Source organism: Amantichitinum ursilacus (assembly GCF_001294205.1).
In the GTDB taxonomy this organism is placed as follows: Bacteria; Pseudomonadota; Gammaproteobacteria; order Burkholderiales; family Chitinibacteraceae; genus Amantichitinum; species Amantichitinum ursilacus.
On record NZ_LAQT01000010.1, the window covers coordinates 144,650 to 164,739 of the forward strand.

General features: G+C 58.3%; 18 protein-coding genes. 14 read left to right on the forward strand and 4 right to left on the reverse strand.

Annotation, left to right across the window (positions count from 1 at the left end):
- The first annotated feature begins 208 nt into the window (after positions 1 to 208).
- From WG78_RS13700 to WG78_RS13715, 4 genes are all read left to right on the forward strand, one after another.
- Positions 209 to 1,402, forward strand: a complete 1,194-nt coding sequence (locus WG78_RS13700; protein WP_053938395.1) for an acetate/propionate family kinase — start codon at positions 209 to 211, stop codon at positions 1,400 to 1,402.
- A 179-nt stretch (positions 1,403 to 1,581) separates the two neighbouring features.
- Complete coding sequence (locus WG78_RS13705) at positions 1,582 to 2,283, forward strand: hypothetical protein (protein WP_053938396.1); 702 nt, start codon at positions 1,582 to 1,584, stop codon at positions 2,281 to 2,283.
- Positions 2,284 to 2,375: 92 nt separating this feature from the next.
- On the forward strand, positions 2,376 to 3,194 hold the full coding sequence (locus WG78_RS13710) for a BPSS1780 family membrane protein (RefSeq protein ID WP_053938397.1): 819 nt from the start codon (positions 2,376 to 2,378) through the stop codon (positions 3,192 to 3,194).
- A complete protein-coding gene (locus tag WG78_RS13715; RefSeq protein ID WP_053938398.1) occupies positions 3,191 to 3,577 on the forward strand; it encodes a diacylglycerol kinase in 387 nt (128 codons plus the stop codon). The genes WG78_RS13710 and WG78_RS13715 overlap by 4 nt, the downstream gene beginning before the upstream one ends.
- 101 nt (positions 3,578 to 3,678) lie before the next feature.
- Here the strand turns inward: WG78_RS13715 and WG78_RS13720 are convergent, their stop codons facing one another.
- Both WG78_RS13720 and WG78_RS13725 read right to left on the reverse strand, forming a co-directional pair.
- Positions 3,679 to 4,434 carry a LytR/AlgR family response regulator transcription factor gene (locus WG78_RS13720; protein ID WP_053938399.1) on the reverse strand — a complete coding sequence of 252 codons (756 nt, stop codon included), beginning with the start codon at positions 4,432 to 4,434 and terminating at the stop codon, positions 3,679 to 3,681.
- Positions 4,400 to 5,440 (reverse strand): sensor histidine kinase, encoded by a 1,041-nt coding sequence (locus WG78_RS13725; protein WP_201782439.1) that lies wholly within the window; start codon positions 5,438 to 5,440, stop codon positions 4,400 to 4,402. The genes WG78_RS13720 and WG78_RS13725 overlap by 35 nt, the downstream gene beginning before the upstream one ends.
- Positions 5,441 to 5,514: 74 nt before the next feature.
- Between WG78_RS13725 and WG78_RS13730 the strand changes: the two genes are divergently transcribed.
- From WG78_RS13730 to WG78_RS13760, 7 genes are all read left to right on the forward strand, one after another.
- Positions 5,515 to 7,008 (forward strand): YifB family Mg chelatase-like AAA ATPase, encoded by a 1,494-nt coding sequence (locus WG78_RS13730; protein ID WP_053938400.1) that lies wholly within the window; start codon positions 5,515 to 5,517, stop codon positions 7,006 to 7,008.
- A 351-nt stretch (positions 7,009 to 7,359) separates the two neighbouring features.
- On the forward strand, positions 7,360 to 7,872 hold the full coding sequence (locus WG78_RS13735; protein ID WP_083459154.1) for a GspH/FimT family pseudopilin: 513 nt from the start codon (positions 7,360 to 7,362) through the stop codon (positions 7,870 to 7,872).
- Entirely contained in the window at positions 7,866 to 8,453 is a 588-nt protein-coding gene (gene pilV, locus WG78_RS13740) for a type IV pilus modification protein PilV (RefSeq protein WP_161805120.1), read from the forward strand. The genes WG78_RS13735 and pilV overlap by 7 nt, the downstream gene beginning before the upstream one ends.
- Position 8,454: 1 nt before the next feature.
- On the forward strand, positions 8,455 to 9,150 hold the full coding sequence (locus WG78_RS13745) for a PilW family protein (RefSeq protein WP_152969220.1): 696 nt from the start codon (positions 8,455 to 8,457) through the stop codon (positions 9,148 to 9,150).
- A 56-nt stretch (positions 9,151 to 9,206) separates the two neighbouring features.
- Entirely contained in the window at positions 9,207 to 9,686 is a 480-nt protein-coding gene (locus WG78_RS13750; RefSeq protein ID WP_236692046.1) for a pilus assembly PilX family protein, read from the forward strand.
- 15 nt (positions 9,687 to 9,701) lie between these two features.
- Positions 9,702 to 13,016: a pilus assembly protein gene (locus WG78_RS13755; RefSeq protein ID WP_083459104.1), complete on the forward strand. Its 3,315-nt coding sequence runs from the start codon at positions 9,702 to 9,704 to the stop codon at positions 13,014 to 13,016.
- Positions 13,013 to 13,456 carry a type IV pilin protein gene (locus WG78_RS13760; RefSeq protein ID WP_053938406.1) on the forward strand — a complete coding sequence of 148 codons (444 nt, stop codon included), beginning with the start codon at positions 13,013 to 13,015 and terminating at the stop codon, positions 13,454 to 13,456. The genes WG78_RS13755 and WG78_RS13760 overlap by 4 nt, the downstream gene beginning before the upstream one ends.
- 100 nt (positions 13,457 to 13,556) lie before the next feature.
- Here WG78_RS13760 and WG78_RS13765 read toward each other — a convergent pair whose 3' ends face one another.
- Complete coding sequence (locus WG78_RS13765; protein ID WP_053938407.1) at positions 13,557 to 13,964, reverse strand: truncated hemoglobin; 408 nt, start codon at positions 13,962 to 13,964, stop codon at positions 13,557 to 13,559.
- Positions 13,965 to 14,139: 175 nt separating this feature from the next.
- On the opposite strand from WG78_RS13765, the gene parE reads away from it, so the two are divergent.
- A complete protein-coding gene (gene parE, locus WG78_RS13770; protein WP_053938408.1) occupies positions 14,140 to 16,113 on the forward strand; it encodes a DNA topoisomerase IV subunit B in 1,974 nt (657 codons plus the stop codon).
- Positions 16,114 to 16,201: 88 nt separating this feature from the next.
- Here parE and WG78_RS23320 read toward each other — a convergent pair whose 3' ends face one another.
- Positions 16,202 to 16,957, reverse strand: coding sequence for a methyl-accepting chemotaxis protein (locus WG78_RS23320; RefSeq protein WP_053938409.1), 756 nt, complete (start codon positions 16,955 to 16,957; stop codon positions 16,202 to 16,204).
- Between the two features lie 118 nt (positions 16,958 to 17,075).
- On the opposite strand from WG78_RS23320, the gene WG78_RS13780 reads away from it, so the two are divergent.
- Entirely contained in the window at positions 17,076 to 17,606 is a 531-nt protein-coding gene (locus WG78_RS13780) for a nucleoside 2-deoxyribosyltransferase (RefSeq protein WP_053938410.1), read from the forward strand.
- Positions 17,607 to 17,720: 114 nt separating this feature from the next.
- The gene (gene parC / locus WG78_RS13785) at positions 17,721 to 20,087 is read left to right on the forward strand and encodes a DNA topoisomerase IV subunit A (RefSeq protein WP_083459107.1); all 2,367 of its coding nucleotides are present in this window, start codon (positions 17,721 to 17,723) and stop codon (positions 20,085 to 20,087) included.
- Positions 20,088 to 20,090 lie beyond the last annotated feature (3 nt).

Below are 20,090 nucleotides of genomic sequence, written 5' to 3' on the forward strand. Positions count from 1 at the left end.
TTGTTTGCAATGCGCGGCGTACTTGCCGTACCGCGCGAATGTCCGCCAGCATACTGATCCATGGCGCGGCATGCACGCTTCTTCAGTCTGGCCGGTGTGTGCCGCCTGCTCCACGTGGAACAGCGCACCCATCGCCCCATCATGCCGCCACAAACGGCTTAACAAACAGCAGTGCGAAGACATTGATCTGCGCGCGGAGAAACCTGTCATGAACGAACTGATTTTGATCATTAACGCTGGCTCTTCCAGCATCAAGTTTTCGTTGTTCGAACAAACCGCTGCGGACCCGGTGCTGCAGTTCAATGGTCAGGTGGATGGCATCTTTACCCAACCGCAGTTCAGCGCCAAAGATGCAGCCGGCCAGAAAATCGCCAACGAACCGCTGCCGGCCGATGCGCCCAAGAGCCACGATACCGCGCTGCGCTACGTGCTGGACTGGCTGAAAGGCCATACCGAAGGCCGCAAACTGGCGGTGATTGGCCATCGCGTGGTGCATGGCGGTACCGGCTTTTCGCAGCCGGTGCGCGTAACGCCCGACGTAATCGCGCAACTGGAACAAACCGTCCCGCTGGCGCCGCTGCATGCACCGCACAATATTGGTCCGATGAAGATTCTGGCCGGCCTGCTGCCCGATGTGCCGCAAGTGGCTTGTTTTGATACCGCTTTCCATCGCACCCAGCCCGAACTGAACCAGCTGTACGCGCTGCCGCTGGAACTGGCCGAGCGCGAAGGTCTGCGTCGCTGGGGCTTTCACGGTTTGTCGTACGAATATATCGCCAGCGTGCTGCCGCAGATCGACGCCAAAGCCGCGCAAGGCCGCACCGTGGTTTGCCACCTGGGCAATGGCGCATCGATGGCGGCATTGCTGGGCAGCGTGTGTCAGTTGACCACCATGGGCTTTACCGCGCTGGAAGGCCTGCCGATGGGCACGCGTACCGGCACGCTGGACCCGGCGATTGTGCTGTTCCTGATGACGCATCTGAAGATGAACACAGCCGAGATCGAAACCCTGCTGTACAAGGAATCGGGCCTGCTGGGGCTGTCCGGCATTTCCAGCGATATGCGTGAACTGCACGCCAGCAACGATCCACGCGCCAAACTGGCGGTCGATTACTTTGCCAACCGCATCGTGCAACAAGTGGGCAGCCTGAGCGCGGCACTGCAAGGTCTGGATGCGCTCGTGTTTACCGCCGGTATTGGCGAAAACGACGAGCATGTGCGCGCCAGCGTGTGTAAAGCGCTGGGCTGGCTGGGCGTGGAACTGGACAAAGGTGTGAACAACACGCGCAGCAGCAAAGCGCGCCGCATCAGCACCGAGGCCAGTCGCGTCGCGGTCTACGTCATCCCCACCAATGAAGAGCTGATGATTGCGCGCCATGCCACGCGCGTTGTTGGTGCATAGTTGGCGATCAACCCACTTTTGTTAAGTAAAACTACGTAAGTTAATGTCCGATGCTTGTAGGTAAGCATCGGACAAACACTGCGTTCATCCGTCAAAAACGCCGCCCACCCGGCGGTCATAGACGTAGCGGCGACGGCCTGTTTATCCTGAATTTCCGCTCGGGAGGCCGTGATTTACTTATGAATTTGCCGCTTCAACACACTACCGGTTCTACCCACACCAAGTGGCTGCTGGCGGGCTGTCGCACCTTGTGGCAGTACCCCATGCTTGCACTGGGCGTAACTATTCTGATTGGTGCGGCGCTGTGCATGCCTGCACTGCTCCCGACCGATGAACGCGCCAACCAGTGGTTTGTACCGATGCTGGTATCGGTACTGGGCTGGAGCATCGTCATGCCGTTGGCGTGGCGACATCAGCCCGCATTGGCGGGCCGCCCCGGCTGGCTGCGCTGGTGTGCCGCGATGCCATGGCTGGTGGCAATGGCCGTGCTGACGCAAAGCCTCAATCACTATATGAATACCCTGCCCGCCAGCACGCCGCTGCTGCCGGGCAAAACCATGATCGCCATCATGCTGTTCTTGCCTTGCTGGCTGTTTGCGCCGGTGCTGATCGTGCTGGACCAGGCGGGTGTGGTGGAGGCTTGTCTGACTGCCTATCGCTTGTTCTGGCGCAATCTGGGCAGCGTAATCTGCAATCAGGGCGCGTTGCTGCTGGCATGGCTGTGCGTGCCTTTGTTGCTGGACAATCTGCTGTCCAGTGGCGCCAATCCCAGCTTGCGCGCCTGGGCGCCGTATCTGACGGCATCGGCGCACGCTTTGTTCTTTGTGCTGCTGCAAGCCAGCAACTATGAAGCCTGGCGCGACCGCTGCGGCGCGCCTTGAACCCGCCACACGCGTCGCCCCCGGCAAACCCGCTGTAGACAACCCTCCTGCTTACCACCAGGATGTCGGCGATACGACACAAGGAAAGCAGGATGGACGACTCTGGTTTGATCATCGACACCACGCCGGAACCACGCAGGGTGCCGCTCAGCCACAGCTGGACGTGGATACGCGATGCGCTAAAGCTATACAAACGACATATCGGCCGCTGGATGCTGATCAGCGTCAGCGTCATGGCGGTGCTGCTCACGCTGTCGGCCATCCCCTATCTGGGCATCATCAGCCCCATCATCATGCCGCTGCTGCTGGGTGGCGCCGTCTGGTGCGCCCATCTGCAAGTCACCCAAGACCTGCCGCCGGATTTTCCCAATTTGCTGATCGGCCTGCGTAAACACACGCGTAGCCTGCTGGGCGTGGGCCTGCTATACGCCATTGGCGCAATGCTGATCATGATGGCCATCATGGCCGTGGTGGTGGCGCTGCTGCCGGGCCATGACGCCAGCGCGCTGCAATCCATGCAAAAAGCAGGCGAGCTGCCTGATCTGGGTGGCAACGGGTTCTGGATTGCCTTGTTGTTTGTGTTGGGCCTGATGCTGATCAACAGCATCTATTTCTTTGCGCCGCCGCTGGTCATCATGCGCGACATGGGCACCATGGGCGCGATGAAAACCAGCTACCTGGCATTCTGGCGTAACTGGCTGGCGTTATTGTTGTCGGGTTTGATCCTGGTCGTTTTCATCATGGTGGCTTCGATGATACTGACCATTCCGACGCATCTGCTGGCCAGCATCAACCCCAACCTGAGCATGTTGCCCAGCCTGGTGTTATTGCTTGCGGTCATGCCGTTGACGTTTTTGCTTAACTACACGTGCTATGCCGATGTGTTTAGCCCGGTAACCGCAGAAGGTTGATCGTGAAGGAAAGTCCGTTCAAAGGTAAAACCGGCGCGCAGCGCGTGCTGAATGCATTGGGCTATTCGCTGGACGGCCTGGGCGCTGGCTGGCGCAACGAAGCCGCGTTCCGGCAAGTGGCCTTGCTGGCGGTGGCCGGCATTGTGATTTCGCTGTTTGTACCGCTGCAACCGTGGGCCCACGCCGCCGTCATTGGCAGCCATTTTCTGACCGTGATTGTGGAACTCCTCAACTCGGCGGTCGAAGCTGCGGTGGACCACACTTCGCTGGAACGCCATGAGCTGGCAAAACGCGCCAAGGATCTGGGCAGCGCGGCGCAACTGGTCTGCCTGATCAACCTGGCGGCGATGTGGGTGATGGCGTTGACGCATCTGCACGCATAACCGGACTGGCCAGTGACGGGCCAAACCAGCAATAAAAAAGCGCTCGACGTGATATCGAGCGCTTTTTTTCGGGCTGAATTTCGAGAAAACCGTGTCAGCAATTAACCGTTTTTCTTGAATTCCTTGATGACATGCTGCTGCCGACGGCTGACCGCCAAGCGTTCCGGCACATCTTTCAACACCGCCACCCAATGCGTTTCGCCGCCATTGGAAGGCATCTTTTCAAAGCCCACCAACGAATCTCGCGCCACCAGACAATTGCGGTGGATGCGCACAAAGCGGCTGCCAAATTCTTCTTCCAGCCGGGTTAGCGAATCTTCCAGCAGATATTCGCGCTCGCGCGTGCGCAGCGTGATGTATTTCTGCTCGGCCTTCAGATAGCGCGCTTCGGCCACCGGAATCAAATGCAGGCGGCCGCGTTCCGTCACGCTGAAATGGCTACGCGCATGCGACGCTGGCTCGGCTTGCGCCTGGGCCGCGCGCATTTCAGCCACGCGGTTGAGCGCATCCAGCAGCCGTTCGCGGCGGATCGGCTTAAGCAGATAGTCCACAGCGCGCACTTCAAAGGCCGCAACGCCGTACTCTTCGAACGCTGTGGCGAAGATCACAGCGGGCGGTTGCGACAGGCTTTGCAGTTCGCGCGCAAGTTCGATACCGCTCATTTGCGGCATCTGGATATCGATAATGGCGGCATCGGCGTCAGCCTCCGCCAGTTGGGCCAGTGCCGAAACCCCGTTGGTTGCGGTGCCCAGAATTTCAATCGGGCATTCGCTGGCACAGTCATGCAATACGTCTTCCAGCCTGCGCAGTGCAGGCATCTCGTCATCCACCAGAAAAAGGCGAAGCGGCGTCGTCATGGGTGATCTCTCTGTATGGCACCACAATATGCACTTGATAATAGTCGCTCGCTGCCTGTGTTGTCAGCGTAGCTTCAGCATCAAAATGCAATAGTAAACGCTCTCTGATATTTTCGAGAGCCATTCCGTTACCGCCGTGTTCACGCACCGCGTCAGGCGGTGGCAGCGGGTTTTTAACATCCAGGTGTATCTGATCGCGAAATCTGAAAATGTTCACCTGAATGGGCGCCGGATTCAATGCAGGTTCCACCCCATGATAGACCGCGTTTTCTACCAGCGGCTGCAGCATCAAAGGGGGCACCGCAGCATCGCCCGGCATGTTCTCGGTATTCCATTGCACTTTCAAGCGGCCACCCAGGCGCACCATCTCGATATTGAGATAACGCTTGGCCAGCTCCACTTCTCGATCCAGCCGCGACAACTGCCGGTTATCTTTCATCACCACGCGAAACAGATCGGCCAGATCTTCCAGCACTTGCTCGGCCTTGACCGGCTCATACCGAATCAGCGACAGCACCGCATTCAGACTGTTAAACAGAAAATGCGGCCGGATCCGTGCCTGTAATGCCTGCAAGCGTGCTTCTGACAACCTGGGCGACAACGCGCGCTGGCGCAGATGAAAATAGCTTAGCAAGGTGGACGCCGCCACGATCATGACAATGGCGTCGGCCAGCAGCAAATCCCAGTCCGGCGCTTGTGGCGTAATCAACAAGCGACCGAAGGTGCCCCCCAGCGCAGCCAGCGCACAGGTGGCCACCACGCCGCGTGAATAGCTCAATCGGGTGAGCAACGGGTTGGCAAGGCCCAACAGCAGCATAGCTGGCAGCAGTGAAAATTCCAGCCAAAGCACCGAATCCACAAAATGCTGCGGCCACGCCAGCCAGTTTTGCAGGCCGATCAGCGTGTAGATAAACAGCGCCAGGTGCATCACCACCAGGATGCGCAGCACCACGCCCATATTGCGAAAATCTGGCAATAAATCGGTTTCAGCAGAGTTGGGATTCACGACGGGATCAATATTTGAAGAATCGGAGGTCCATACACTATAGCGAACCGTTTACAGGGATTCGAACCATAGTTATGTCATTGGCACTCATCTACAGCCGGGCCCTTGAGGGACTGACCGCGCAAGCCGTATCAGTGGAAGTTCATCTTGCCAATGGCTTACCTGCTTTTAATCTGGTTGGACTGCCCGAAGCCGAGGTCAAAGAGAGCCGCGAACGGGTACGCGCGGCGATGGCCGTGGCGGGGTTTGAGTTTCCCGCTCGTCGGATCACCGTCAATTTAGCACCTGCGGACCTACCTAAATCGTCCAGCCACTTCGACTTGCCGATTGCCGTCGGCATTCTGGCGGCGAGCGGTCAGTTGGCGGGGGCCGATCTGACACATTTCGAGTTTGCTGGCGAGCTTGGGCTGACCGCCGGACTACGCCCGGTGCGCGGCGCCATCGCCCTGGCGCGCGCCGCGACCGAGGCCGGACGCATCCTGATTCTGCCCGCGCAAAGTGCCCCGGAAGCCGCGCTCTACCCCGGCGCGGATGTGCGTGCCGCCAGCAGCCTGCAGGACATCTGCCGCTTTTTTACCCACAAACAACCGCTGCCCGCCGCCGTCGCACCCAGTTGGTTTGCCCCGCCTGAATATCCTGATCTGCTGGATGTGCGCGGCCAGCAACAAGCCAAACGCGCACTCGAAATTGCCGCCGCGGGCCAGCACAGCCTGTTGCTGGTGGGCACGCCGGGCACCGGCAAATCGATGCTGGCGCAGCGCTTGCCCGGCCTGATGCCACCCATGGGCATAGACCAGGCGCTTGAAACCGCGGCGGTGCGTTCTCTAACCCGCAAAGGCCTTGATGTCAGCCAGTTTGGACTGCGACCCTATCGCGCGCCGCATCACACCGCCTCGGCGCCGGCGCTGGTCGGTGGCGGCTCCAATCCGCAGCCGGGCGAGATTTCGCTGGCGCACAACGGCATTCTGTTTCTGGACGAACTACCCGAGTTCGATCGCAAAGTGCTGGAGGTATTACGCGAGCCGCTGGAAAGCGGTGAAGTGAATATCAGCCGCGCCGCGCACGCAGTCACTTTCCCCGCGCGCTTTCAATTGATTGCCGCCATGAACCCGTGCCCCTGCGGCTATCTGGGCCACCCCAAACGCGCCTGCCGTTGCACCCCGGACCAGATTGCGCGTTATAAGGCCAAACTATCCGGGCCGTTTCTGGATCGGCTGGATATGGCGGTGGACGTGCCCGCAGTCAGCGACACCACGCTAATGGGCGCGGCCGATGGTGAAACCAGCGCGGCAATTGCATTACGCGTGGCTGCCGCGCACCACCGCGCGCTAACGCGCCAGGGCAAAGCCAATGCCGCGCTAAATACCCGCGAAGTGGATGAATATTGTCAGCCTGAAGAAGCCGCGCGCGAATTGCTACACAGCGCATTGCAACGACTTAATCTTTCGGCGCGCAGCTTTCACCGCGTATTAAAACTGGCGCGCACGATTGCCGATCTGGCGCAAAGCGACACCATCAGCGCGGCGCATGTGGCCGAAGCGATTCAGTATCGGCGCGGGCTAGGCTGATTGCCGCCAATAAACGCTGCGTGATCAGTCGCTTGCGCATTGGCCTCTGTCAGCTGTTCTGGCATAGTTCGCCCAGAAAAGCAGCAACAGCGGCGCACGGCTGACACGCCACCGCTGTCGCGTTTATGGCATCTATTTGATTTACATTGTTAACCGGTAGGGCACTGCTGACAGGTGGTTAGCAATGCCTTGACGCCTGCGCATACCATACCGGAAGGTTCTGGATGGTCTAATCAGCGGCGTGGGGCGTTTATGTTGCATTTTGCAACGCCACCCGGTTAATTGGACGCAATCCGTTAAATTGTTGATATAGATACCTCAATACTCATTAAAAACAGGCTCTATCTCTATATGCCCTCTATTGAGCGTGGATTTACCGCAATCGAATTGCTGGTCGTGTTCGCCATTATTGGCGTGCTGACGGCAATCGCATTGCCATCGTTCAAAACATCGATAGCCAATAACCGTATGAGCGGCGAGCTGAATCGTATTTCCGGCGATTTGCTGGTGGCGCGTAGTGAAGCCATCAAACGTGGCGTGAATGTGGTGTTATGTCCAAAGGCGGGCTGCAATACCTCGCAGTGGAAAAATGGTTGGGTGATGTTTATCGATTCTGCGGCCGATCTAAGCGGTTTTCCCACTAGTGTCACCTCGCCCAATCTGATCCGGATGGAGGCTGCATTCAGCAGTACCGACGCATTGACCGCCTCGACCTCTTTGACCAGCGTCAGTTTCGATCGTAACGGGTATACGTCAGCCTCAGGGCAACTCACTTTGACCGACAGCACAAATAACACTGACTACAAACGATGCCTGGTTTTCTCTGCGGGCCAGTGGACGCGCAAAACGGGGTCAGCATGTTGAGCACACCGCAACGCCGCCAGGGCGGCTTCTCAATGATCGAAGTGCTGATTACGCTGGTAATTATCTTGATTGGCGTGTTGGGCATGGCCGGCATCCAGATGCTGGCTATCAACAACACGCAAACCGCACGCTCGCACAGCCTGGCGGCCATTCAAGCGTCCAGCCTGGCCGCGAACATGCAGGTTAATAAAAGCTACTGGTTGACCGCCACCTTTGCGGGGGATCTCACGGCCACAATGGGCGATGCCTGGACTGGCTCCAGCATCAGTGGCAGCGCCAACAGCACGCTTGCTTCATCGACGCAGGATTGCGCATCAGCCACGTGCACCGGCGCACAATTAGCGGCCTACGACCTCAAAAACTGGGCTCAGAATCTGGCCACGGTGCTACCCCAGGGCAAGGGTAACGTTACCTGCACCGGCAATAGCGCCGCGAAACCCAATCTTTGCCAGATCACCGTGAGCTGGCTTGAGAAGACCGTTGCACTGCATAACGACGCAGCGGGCACACCCGGCGCTGGCAATATGGCCGCGGGCACGCAACAGACCCAGACGTACACCACCACTGCGAGCATCTACTGATATGGCCGCTATCCCCCGCAGACAACGTGGTATCGGCATGATCGAATTACTGATCGGCCTGGCAATCAGCTTGCTTCTGATGATAGGGCTGGGTACCGTCTATTTTTCAATGCGAACCAGTTCAACGGCCCGCGACGCTTATTCGCAAATTCAGGATGCGCAACGTACATCAATGAATCTGCTTGCCGCATTTGTGCAGCAAGCGGGTTATTTCATCGTGCCTCCAGTCACCAACACCGCAGCAACCGTGTTTCCTGTGGCTACCGGTTTTACGGTAGCAGGCACCTATATCAGCGGCAGCGCGAACACATTCACGATCCGCTATGTTGTCGGCACCAATCCCTTGTCTACCTGCAGTGGTGTCAAAGCGGACACCGGACGCATTTACGTCGACACCTTTTCGGTCACCACCACCAGCGGGGTGTCGTCGCTGACCTGTGTGGAAACGGTGGGCACAGGCAGCGCGGCCACCTATTTGCTGGTCAATAACGTGAGTTCGATGAATCTGCAATATGCGATCGATACCACCGGCGACGGCACCGCATTTCAGTACACCAGTGGCGGCGCGAGTACTTCCTGGCTAAATGCGCGCGCGATCAAGGTCACACTTAACTATGCCAATCCGCTCGCGGGCCAGACAGGCCAGCCCGCTACGATTCCGTTCACCCGCGTCATTGCACTGATGAACACGCTATGAAACAGATCAAACAAACCGGCTTTGTCATGTTCAGTTCGCTGATCTTTCTGGTGCTGATGATTTATATCGGATTGGCCATGTTCCGCGGTTTTGGGCTTGATCAAGTCATGGCTGGCAACCTGCGTGAAAAAAGCCGGGCAACCGAGGCCGCGCAATCCGCAATGCAATACGCGCAATGGTGGTTGGTCCAGGCGACGAATGCGTCGAATGGCGTGGCATGCACGGCCGGTGCGAAGAGTAAGGCTACGATCTGCACAGGAACGCCGAATGCAAATCCGTTATCGGATGCCTATGCGACTTATGCTGATTCTACAAAAATCCCGGTCAGCACCACGGGTGGTGTAGGCAAATACTACGCCAGCCCGGTTTACACCATTTATTTTGCGGGCATGGATACATCAAGCTGCGCCCGCTTTTATCTGATTACCGCTAAAGGTTATGGCGGCAATCAGAATGCGGTTGCGACTTTGCAATCGGTGTATCGCGTTATTCCGGGCCAGATCAAAGATCTAGGCCAGGACAATACCTGCAATTAAGTCGGGGAAACGATAATGACAAATTTTAACTATAGCGCCATCGCGGGCTCAATATTACTCGCGATGTCAGGATTTGCGGATGCTGCTTCACTGTCCGTTTCCGAGAATTTTTCGTTGTCTGCGGCCCAGAACAATTGGACCCCATTAGGTGCTGCGTGCCTGACTGCGGGCAATAACCAGCCTTCCTCCACAGCGACTTCGGTTATCCCCGCGTGTGCCACCAATCTGGGCGGCGGCGCCACCGGCACCTTGCCCGATACCAGTGGTAATGGCGCTTTGCGATTTACCAGCAAAGGCACCTACCAGCACGGCGCGATTATCTATAACAATACGTTCCCGACTGATCAAGGCATTCAGGTGACGTTTACTGCGTATACCTACAACGGCAGCGGGGACGGCGGCACCACCAACCTCGGCGCCGACGGTATCAGTTTCTTCTTGCTCGACGGCTCCAAAACAACACTGGACGTCGGCGCAACGGGCGGCTCATTGGGCTACTCGTGCTCCAATGGTAACGCGCTATCAGATGGGATTACCGGCGGTTATCTAGGCTTGGGGATTGATGAGTGGGGTAACTTCTGGACCGGCCCCGGTGATAATACTGCGACGCCAGCCAATGGCACCCGAACGCCTAATTCGATCGTGGTGCGCGGTGGCGGCTCCGTCAATGCGGCCACGTTTGCGGCCAACGGGTGGGGCACCTATAACGCAACGGATATCCAGGGATCTTGCCTTAAAGGTTATCCGGTCCACGTAACGACTTCGGGTAATAACAAGGTCTATACGGCTTATAAAGACTCGAGCGGCAAGACGCCGACCATTCTTGATTATCCGTACATCAAGGGCACTCAGCTTTCGAGCAGCACCACGCCACTCGCCCAGAGCACGGTTACGCGACGTACCGGTGCGAACCCGGTGACGTACAAATTAAAGATCACCCCTGGCGGTAAACTGTCGCTTTGGTATACCTACAACGGCGGTGCACAGACACAAATCATTACCAACCAGGACATTCTCGATTCGACGGTAAGCGGTCCACTGCCCCCGTCGTTCCGTTTTGGTTTTTCAGGTGGTACGGGGGGTTCGACCAACGTTCACGAACTAACCTGCTTCCTTGCCACCCCTGCAACTCAGGAATTCACGGGTGCATCGGTCAACGCGATCAAGGGTACCCAGGTCCAGGAAGGTGCACAGGTTTATCAGACGCAATATCACCCCGATAACTGGTGGGGCGAGGTAACCGCCAATTCCGTAGTGCTGGTCAATGGTGTGCCGGCGTTATCGACTGCGGCCGTATGGGACGGCAGTTGTACGCTTACCGGCGGTAGTTGTTCTGCAATGAGCGATGGCACGACTACGCCCACTGTGACCAAACAGACCACCCGCACCGTGATCACGTCAAACGGATCCGGCGTCGGCACCGCTTTCACGTGGAACGGTTTGACCAGCACGCAACGCACCGCGCTGGCGATCACCGGCGAATCCACCACAGTTACCCAGAACCGCGTTAGTTTCCTGCGCGGCGATCGTTCGCAGGAACCACCGCCCACGTCCAATCCGTTCCGTTTGCGCACCAGCGTATTAGGCGATATCACCGACTCCAGCCCAGTCTGGGTTGGCGCGCCCAACAAGGCCTACGGCTCAACCTGGGTTGATGCGCTGTTCCCTGCTCAGACGGCGTCGGAAACCAACTATACCGCATATACCACCACCAATGCGACGCGGACCAATGTGGTCTACACGGGTAGCAATGACGGAATGTTGCATGGTTTTCGCGCAGGCAGTTACAACGCGTCGGGCGTGTTCGATACCAGCACCAATGACGGCGTTGACATCTTGGGTTACGTGCCAGCCAGCGTGATTGGCAACCTCAACGCGCTGACCAACCCCACCTATGACCACGCATATTTTGTCGACGCGCCCCCGGCAACCGGTGACTTGTATTACAGCAATGCCTGGCACAGCTGGGTTGTGGGTGGTCTGGGACCGGGTGGCAAAGCGGTGTATGCGCTTGAAGTCACGGATCCGACCACATTCAGCGAAAACAACGCAGCGTCGATCGTCAAAGGCGAATGGACCGACTCCACCATATCCGCGCTTAACAGCTCGATTGGCGGCTCTGTGGGCTATACCTATGGCGCGCCACTGATCCGGCGCATGCATAATGGTAGCTGGGCCGTTATCTTTGGCAGCGGCTGGAACTCATCGGGTAACGCCGGCATTTTTATCATGGTGGTTAATGCCAGCAACGGCACAATCAGCCCGAAGTTCCTCAGCACCGGCAAATCAGGCAGCACGGCCGGGATTACCTATGTGGCTTCAGCTGACCTCGATAATGACCATATCGTCGACTATCTGTACGCGGGTGATCTGGCCGGTAATATCTGGCGATTTGATGTCACCAGCTCGAACCCGGCGGACTGGATTACCTCGACATATGGCGGCACAGTCGCCACGCCGCTGTTTACCGCTGCCAGCTCCACCGGCACGTTGCAGCCTGTGTCGACGCAAGTACAAGTTTCGTCCATCAAGGTGGGCAGCTCTAACCGTATTTTCCTGATGTTCGGCACCGGCCAACGTACGCCGTTTACAAACTCGTTGGGCGACGTGTATGCCAGCGGCAGGCAGAGTGTTTATGGCATTTGGGATTGGGATTTGAGTGCCTGGAACAGCGGCCGTCGGACGACTAACAGCGTTACGATTCCCGCTTCAACTACGGCTTATGTGGCGGGTACCGCTCCCGCAGCTGGCAGCGCGGGCGTCGGTTCTACAGTGCCGCGTAGTGCGCTGGTGCAACAAACCTCGACGGAGACTACTTTGTCCTCAGGTTCCGTAGGTGGTTACCGCGTGCTCAGTAACAACGCGGTCTGCTGGCAAGATTCGACTACATGCACCACGGGCAACAGCAATTATGGCTGGTATTACGATCTTCCTACCACCGGTGAGCAGGTGATTGCCAACCCGGTCATCAACGACGGCGCGCTTGAACTGAATACCATTATCCCGCCGCCGAGTTCGACCGCGACTTGCACGGTGCAATTGCCGACAGGCTGGACCATGGCCTATAACCCGTTGACGGGCGGTACCTTCACCGCACCGTTCTTCCCGAATATAGCAAGTGACTCAGCGGTGCTGGTGCAAGGCGCCAAGCTCAATGCCAGCGGTAGCGTCACCACGTTGACCGTCAGCACCTCAACCGGTACCGTTTCGGCCACTGTCGGTAACAACCTCGGCGGCACGCCGGTTTGCGCGAATGACGTCAGCAAGTGCGTGATCGTGCCGGTGACCGACGTAGCGGGCCAACGCATTACCTGGAAGGAAACACAATGAGGTCGAATCAAGGTTTCACGTTGATGGAACTGATGATCATTCTGGCAATCGTCGCCATTTTGACCGGGGTAGCCATTCCGCTGTATCAGACGACGGTGATGAAATCGCGTCGCACTACCGCGCAGACCGCCTTACTGGACGTGGCCAGTCGGGAAGAGCGTTTTTTTGCGGCGAACAACTCGTACACGTCTGACTTGTCGGCATTGGGCTACGGTGTTTCTTCCTCGTCCACCAGTATGCCGATTCCAGACTCGACTAATCACTTCTATGATGTGCCCTCACCCACCGTGACGACAGGCGCCAGCGCCGGCTATACGTTACAGGCCACTCCGGCGACCTCACAGCTCAAAGACACAACGTGTTACACATACACGTACAACAGCTTCGGTGTGCGCGGTAACGTAAACGGCAGCGCAACGCTAGCAACCTGCTGGAACTAAATAATCCGCCATATACCAGAAGCATAAAAAACCCCGCACTGCCCATCGGCGCTGCGGGGTTTCCTTTTAGTGAAACCGACAGAAAAGGTCCGTTGCTCACTCACCAGGCCCGGCGCAAAGACGGCGTGCCCGCCTTGGCCAGCACGCATTGGTCCACCGGCGTAAACGACTGCTGCAGGATATCCACTCGGCGGTGCCACGCCTGGGCCAGGTCGCCGGACACCAGGCTGTCGATGGCCTCGCGAAACACGCCTAGCACCACGCCATGGCCCTCGCCCAGCAAGCTGGGTAAGCGGCCTGGATTGCTGCGGTTGCTGGCCAGCGGCAGGTTCCAGCTTTCGCCGTTAAGCACGGCGCTCCAGAAATGAACCAGGCGCAGGCGCAGCGGTTTGAGATCGCCCTCTGGCAGGATGGCGCTGAATACCGCGTGCTGACGCAAGCGGCGCAAAAAATCATCGACCACAGCATTGATGGTCGGAAACCCGATCAGGGTGGCAAGCGCGTACATAATGACGCTCCGTGTGTTGACTACGTGTGCTTTGTGACGCCGTGCGCGCCGCAACGTTCCGCTTGCAACACAACCTTAATGTACAGAAACGTGACCGCGTACCGACGGCGTTTGGCCCCACGTGCGCGCTTTGTTAGACTGCGGCGCTTGAACCGCATTACCACCACAGGCTGTCATGAGCACTCCACGTTACGACGAATCCGCCGTCAAGGTACTGAAGGGCCTCGATCCGGTCCGGCATCGCCCCGGCATGTACACGCGCACCGACAATCCGCTGCATATCTGCCAGGAAGTGATCGACAACGCGGCCGATGAGGCGCTGGCAGGCTTCGCGACCCGTATCGACGTGGTGCTGTACCGCAACCAGACCATGCGCGTGGCGGATAACGGCCGCGGCATTCCGGTGGGCATCCACCCGGAAGAAGGCGTGCCGACCGTGCAGGTGGTGTTCACGCAATTGCACGCGGGCGGCAAGTTCGACAAAAAAGATGGAGGCGCCTACGCGTTTTCGGGCGGTCTGCACGGCGTGGGCGTGTCGGTGACCAATGCGCTGTCGACGCGGCTGGAAGTGGAAGTCAAACGCGACGGCCAGCAGCATCGCATCGTGTTTGCCGGTGGCGAGGTGGCCGAGCCTTTGGCGCAGATCGGCACTTGCGCCAAAAAAGACACCGGCACCGCCGTGTTTGTCGCGCCGGACGTCTCTTATTTTGATGCGCCCAATATTCCGCAAGGCGAGCTCGAGCATCTGCTTAAATCCAAGGCAGTGCTGCTGCCGGGCTTGATCGTGACGCTGAAGGTGGAGCAAGCCAATGGTGAATTCGCTGAAAAAACATGGACTTACCCGGACGGCCTGACGGGCTATCTGGGTGAGCAACTTACCGGCTATTCGCTGATCGTGCCCATTCTGCAAGGCGAAAAGTACATTGAAGGTATCGATGAAACCTTCGCCCCGGGTGAAGGTTGCGCCTGGGCGCTGACGTGGAGCGAAGATGGCCCCACCTCGCGCGAATCGTATGTAAACCTGATCCCGACACCCGTCGGCGGCACGCATGAATCCGGTTTGCGTGATGGCGTATTCCAGGCCGTTAAAGGCTTTATCGAATTCCATTCGCTGACGCCCAAGGGCGTCAAGCTGCTGCCCGAAGATCTGTTTGGCCGCGCTTCGTTTGTGCTGTCGGCCAAGATTCTTGACCCGCAATTCCAGGGCCAGACCAAAGACAAGCTCACCAGCCGCGATGGTCTCAAGCTGGTGTCCGCCATGGTCAAGCCACCGTTCGAGCTGTATCTGAACGAACACGTGGAACAGGGCAAAAAGCTGGCCGATCTGTGCATCCGCGCGGCGCAAGCGCGGCAGAAAAACGCACAGAAGGTGGAGAAGAAAAAATCGAGCGGCGTTGCCGTGTTGCCGGGCAAGCTCACCGATTGCGCCAGTGACGAAGCGGCGCGCTGCGAGCTGTTTCTGGTGGAGGGCGATTCGGCTGGCGGCTCGGCCAAGCTGGGTCGCGACAAGGATTTCCAGGCCATCCTGCCGCTGCGGGGCAAGGTACTCAATACGTGGGAAGTCGATCGCGACCAGATCTTTGCCAATAACGAAGTGCACGATATTGCGGTCGCCATCGGCGTCGATGCGCATACCGCCAACGAGACACCCGATTTAAGCGGCCTGCGCTACGGCAAGATCGTGATCATGTCGGATGCCGACGTGGATGGTTCGCATATCCAGGTGTTGCTGCTAACGCTGTTCTATCGGCATTTCCCGGCGTTGATCCGCCATGGTCATGTCTGGGTGGCGCAGCCGCCGTTGTTCCGCGTGGACGTGGCGGGCAGCGGCAAGAGCAAGCCGCCGCGCAAGTTCTACGCGCTGGATGAAGGCGAGTTGACTGCGGTGCTGGATAAGCTGCGCGCCGAGAAAATCCGCGAAAACGCGTGGAGTATTTCTCGCTTTAAAGGCCTCGGTGAAATGAACGCCGAGCAATTGTTTGATACCACCATGAATCCGGAAACGCGCCGCATGCTACGTGTTGGCGTGGGCGATGACGTGGCCGGCAACACTCGCGAACTGATGCATATGCTGATGGGCAAGACGGAGGCCTCCAGCCGCCGCGCCTGGTTGGAGGCGCGGGGTAATCAGGTTGAGGCCGATATTTAAGCTCGCAATCTCAGCTCATCGCATTAAATGAAGAAGGCCGGATCTGGGTGATCCGGCCTTTTTGCTTGCCACACGCGCCCGCCGAAAGCTAACGGGCTGCGGCAAGCTCGTGAATGGCGTCCTGCAGCTGACCATGCCAATGATGCAGCTCGGCCACCTCCACGATCGCGCCTTGGGGCTGCGCTGCGACAACCGCGCTGTGTTGCTGCGCCTCGATGCGCTGATGCAGATCGGTGATGGCGCCGCCCAAGGTATCGATACCGCCGCGCGTTGCGGCAGTCTGGCCGTGGATTTGCTCAACCAGCTGTGCGATTTCCTTGGCGGCGTGCGCGGTGCGTTCCGCCAGCTTGCGTACCTCGTCGGCCACCACGGCGAAACCGCGACCGGCCTCCCCCGCGCGGGCCGCTTCGATGGCCGCATTCAGCGCCAATAAATTGGTCTGCCCTGCAACGCCGGTAATCACCTCAACAAACTGGCCAATACGAGTGGATTCGCTTTCCAGCGCGCCAACGTGCTCGCCCGCATTGCCTAGCAATTGATCAATCCGGCGATATTCAGCGCTGAAGTCAGTCGCGGCAGATGCCGACTGCGTGGTGCTGGGTCGCGTGCGGGCTGCTGCGGTCTGGATGGCGCTAGCCACTTGCGCTAACTGCGGGGTGATATCAGGCCCCATCTGGATGGCTGCCGGCGCCATGGCAGCAGGATGGGTCTGTGTATGCAGCAAGCGTAAAAAGGCCTCGTCGCGCTCATGTTTTTCTATTTGCTGGCGCAGCTGACGGTTTTCCGCCAGCGCCTGGTCGAGCGCAATCTGCACGCTCTGATCCCGCGGTTTATCGAACCACATCTCAACTCCCCTTTCCCTGATTTTTTTATATGGCCTTGCTGCCCCAAATCTTGCATGCAACCGGCATAATCGGGCACTAGTATAGTGAAGCCCGTCACTCTCGACCAAAACATCCAGCATGCCTGCCATCACACGTATCTATCTCGCCGGCCCCGGCGTGTTTCGCCCCGATGCGGTGGTATGGGGAGCGCGTCTCAAAGCCGCCTGCGAATGGCATGGGCTGCAAGGCCTGTACCCGCTGGATGCGGCTGTGCCGCCCTTCGATGGCGACGCGGAAAAGCGCCGCTGGATCTTCCGGCAGAACTGCGGCCTGATCGCACGCGCCGATGCCGTGTTTGCCGATGTGCGCGCATTTCGCAGCGAATCCGAGCCCGATTCCGGCACGGCATTCGAGATCGGCGCAGCCTTTGCGCTCGGTAAGCCGGTGTGGCTGTGGCTGCCTGGCGTGTCGCGCTTAACGCCGATGCATGGCCGTATCCAGAATGCGCAGCACTTTGGTCACTGGGTAGACGCGCAAGGCAACGTCATTGAGGACTTTGGCGCGCCGCTTAATCTGATGTTGTGGGAGGCTGCCGAGAGCGTTATTACCGACGCCGAGCCCGAGGATGCAATCCAGACACTCGCTCGCGAAGTGCGCGTGCACCGTTAATCCCATGCCAATGTTCCACGTGAAACGCCCTGCCGTGCGCCAGTAACAGATCACTGCCCATGCGGCGCGCAGGGCGGCTACAATGCCCGCTGACTTGAACCAGGCTGCATTGCTATGTCCGATCTCCCCCCTGTAGAACACGAAGAAGAACTCATCCCCGAGCAAGGGGGTGGCAACCGCCGCTACGTGACCGCCGATGTCTCAGCCGCGACGCCGGATGATGGCGAATCGGTGCAGCTGGGTTGGTACGCCGAGAAGAGCTATCTCGAATACGCGATGAGCGTGGTCAAAAGCCGTGCGCTGCCGCAGGTGGAAGACGGGCAAAAGCCGGTGCAGCGCCGCATTCTTTTCACCATGCATCAACTGGGTCTGGTCTCCAGCGCCAAGCCGGTCAAGTCAGCGCGTATCGTCGGTGAAGTACTGGGTAAATATCACCCGCACAGCGACCAGGCCGCCTATGACGCGCTAGTGCGTATTGCGCAAGATTTTTCGATGCGCTACCCGCTCATTGATGGCCAAGGTAACTTTGGCTCACGCGATGGCGACGGCGCGGCGGCCATGCGCTACACCGAAGCACGCCTGACCCCGATGGCCGAGTTGTTGCTCAGTGAGCTCGATGCCGGCACAACCGATTTCATCCCTAACTACGATGGCGCCTTCGAAGAACCGTTGTTGATGCCGGCACGCCTGCCAATGCTATTGCTGAACGGCGCATCAGGCATCGCCGTGGGGATGGCAACCGAAGTACCGTCGCACAATCTGGGGGAAGTGGCTGAAGCCAGCGTGGCGCTCATCCGCAATCCGCAAGCCACCGTCAGTGATCTGATGCAGATGATCAAGGGCCCGGACTTGCCCGGCGGCGGTCAGATTATCTCCGGTTATAAGGACATCCTGAGCGCCTACGAAACCGGCCGTGGCTCACTAAAATTGCGCGCGCGCTGGGAAAAAGAAGACATGGCGCGCGGCCAGTGGCAGATGGTGGTCACGCAGTTGCCACACGGCACGTCGACGCAAAAGGTCCTTGAAGAAATTGAGGAACTGACCAATCCCAAGGTCAAGAAAGGCAAAAAGGCACTGACGCAAGAACAGATGCAAACCAAGCAGCTGATCTTGTCGTTGCTGGACCGCGTGCGCGATGAATCAGGTAAAGACCAGCCAGTGCGGCTGGTGCTGGAGCCCAAATCATCGCGCCAGAGCCCCGACGAATTGATGAATGTGCTGCTGGCGCACACTTCGCTGGAAAGCTCGCTGTCGATTAACCTGGTGTCGATTGGCCGTGACGGTCGTCCGCAACAGAAATCGCTGAAACAGATGCTGCAGGAGTGGATCGATTTCCGCTTCGTCACCGTACGCCGTCGCACCGAGCATCGTCTGCAGAAAGTGAATGACCGCATTCATATTCTGGAAGGCCGTCTAATTGTCTTCCTGAATATTGATGAGGTAATCCGTATCATTCGCGAGAGCGATGAGCCCAAGCCTGCGTTGATTGCGCGCTTTAATTTAAGCGACCGCCAAGCCGAAGACATTCTTGAAATCCGGTTGCGCCAATTGGCGCGGCTGGAAGGCATCAAGATCGAGCAAGAACTGGCCGAGCTGCAAAGCGAACGCGCCGAGCTGGAGTATCTGCTCGCCAATGCTGCCGCCATGCAGAAGCTGGTGATCAAGGAAATTGAAGCGGACCGCAAAAAATACGCCGATCCGCGCCGTACCTTGATTGAGCAGGCTGAGCGCGCCACGCTGGAAGCGGCCGTGGTCGATGAACCGACTACCGTAATCCTGTCCGAAAAAGGCTGGATGCGCGCACGGCAGGGCCACGGTATTGATCTGCAAAATCTGGCGTTCAAGGACGGCGACGCGCTGCTTGCATCGATTGAATGCCGCACCATCGACCAGATTGCCTTGTTCGGCACCGATGGCCGGGTCTATACCGTGGCGGCCGCCAGTATTCCGGGCGGGCGCGGCGATGGTGTACCCGTGACGACTCTGGTTGATCTGGCGCCGAAATCACGCATTACGCAGATGCTGACTACCCAGCCGCAAGATCATTTGCTGATCGCCAATTCGGCTGGCTACGGCTTTACGTGCTTGTTCGAAAACCTGATGTCACGGCAGAAGGCAGGCAAAGCGTTTATCACGATCGAAGATGGCGAAACGCTGCTGAAGGTCGTGCCTTTTGTTCCACGTGAAACGTCGCTGGTGGCCTGTCTCACCAAGGCCGGCAAACTGCACCTGTTTGCCTTGAATGAATTCAAGCAACTGGCTGGCGGTGGCCGCGGCGTAATTACTGTGGCGTTGGACGATAAAGACGCGCTGGCCGCCGTTACCATCTCCGATGGCGAAACGTTGCGTTTAACCGGCACCGGCCGCGGTGGCAAGGCGGTTGAAGTGGTCCTTGATCAAAACGAGATGGCGCCCTATATCGGCAAACGCGCTCGCAAGGGCAAGCCAATCAATGCTGGACTAAAATTTCCGGGTTTCTGATCC

Bases quoted from the DNA above. Each gene is read 5' to 3' on its own strand.
- WG78_RS13765 (WP_053938407.1), bottom strand. From the start codon at position 13,964: ATGTACGCGCTTGCCACCCTGATCGGGTTTCCGACCATCAATGCTGTG.
- WG78_RS13780 (WP_053938410.1), top strand. From the start codon at position 17,076: ATGCCTGCCATCACACGTATCTATCTCGCCGGCCCCGGCGTGTTTCGC.
- WG78_RS13735 (WP_083459154.1), top strand. From the start codon at position 7,360: ATGCCCTCTATTGAGCGTGGATTTACCGCAATCGAATTGCTGGTCGTG.
- WG78_RS13720 (WP_053938399.1), bottom strand. From the start codon at position 4,434: ATGACGACGCCGCTTCGCCTTTTTCTGGTGGATGACGAGATGCCTGCA.
- WG78_RS13745 (WP_152969220.1), top strand. From the start codon at position 8,455: ATGGCCGCTATCCCCCGCAGACAACGTGGTATCGGCATGATCGAATTA.
- WG78_RS13755 (WP_083459104.1), top strand. From the start codon at position 9,702: ATGACAAATTTTAACTATAGCGCCATCGCGGGCTCAATATTACTCGCG.
- WG78_RS13730 (WP_053938400.1), top strand. From the start codon at position 5,515: ATGTCATTGGCACTCATCTACAGCCGGGCCCTTGAGGGACTGACCGCG.
- WG78_RS23320 (WP_053938409.1), bottom strand. From the start codon at position 16,957: ATGTGGTTCGATAAACCGCGGGATCAGAGCGTGCAGATTGCGCTCGAC.
- WG78_RS13750 (WP_236692046.1), top strand. From the start codon at position 9,207: ATGATTTATATCGGATTGGCCATGTTCCGCGGTTTTGGGCTTGATCAA.
- WG78_RS13760 (WP_053938406.1), top strand. From the start codon at position 13,013: ATGAGGTCGAATCAAGGTTTCACGTTGATGGAACTGATGATCATTCTG.
- pilV (WP_161805120.1), top strand. From the start codon at position 7,866: ATGTTGAGCACACCGCAACGCCGCCAGGGCGGCTTCTCAATGATCGAA.
- parC (WP_083459107.1), top strand. From the start codon at position 17,721: ATGTCCGATCTCCCCCCTGTAGAACACGAAGAAGAACTCATCCCCGAG.
- WG78_RS13700 (WP_053938395.1), top strand. From the start codon at position 209: ATGAACGAACTGATTTTGATCATTAACGCTGGCTCTTCCAGCATCAAG.
- WG78_RS13705 (WP_053938396.1), top strand. From the start codon at position 1,582: ATGAATTTGCCGCTTCAACACACTACCGGTTCTACCCACACCAAGTGG.
- parE (WP_053938408.1), top strand. From the start codon at position 14,140: ATGAGCACTCCACGTTACGACGAATCCGCCGTCAAGGTACTGAAGGGC.
- WG78_RS13710 (WP_053938397.1), top strand. From the start codon at position 2,376: ATGGACGACTCTGGTTTGATCATCGACACCACGCCGGAACCACGCAGG.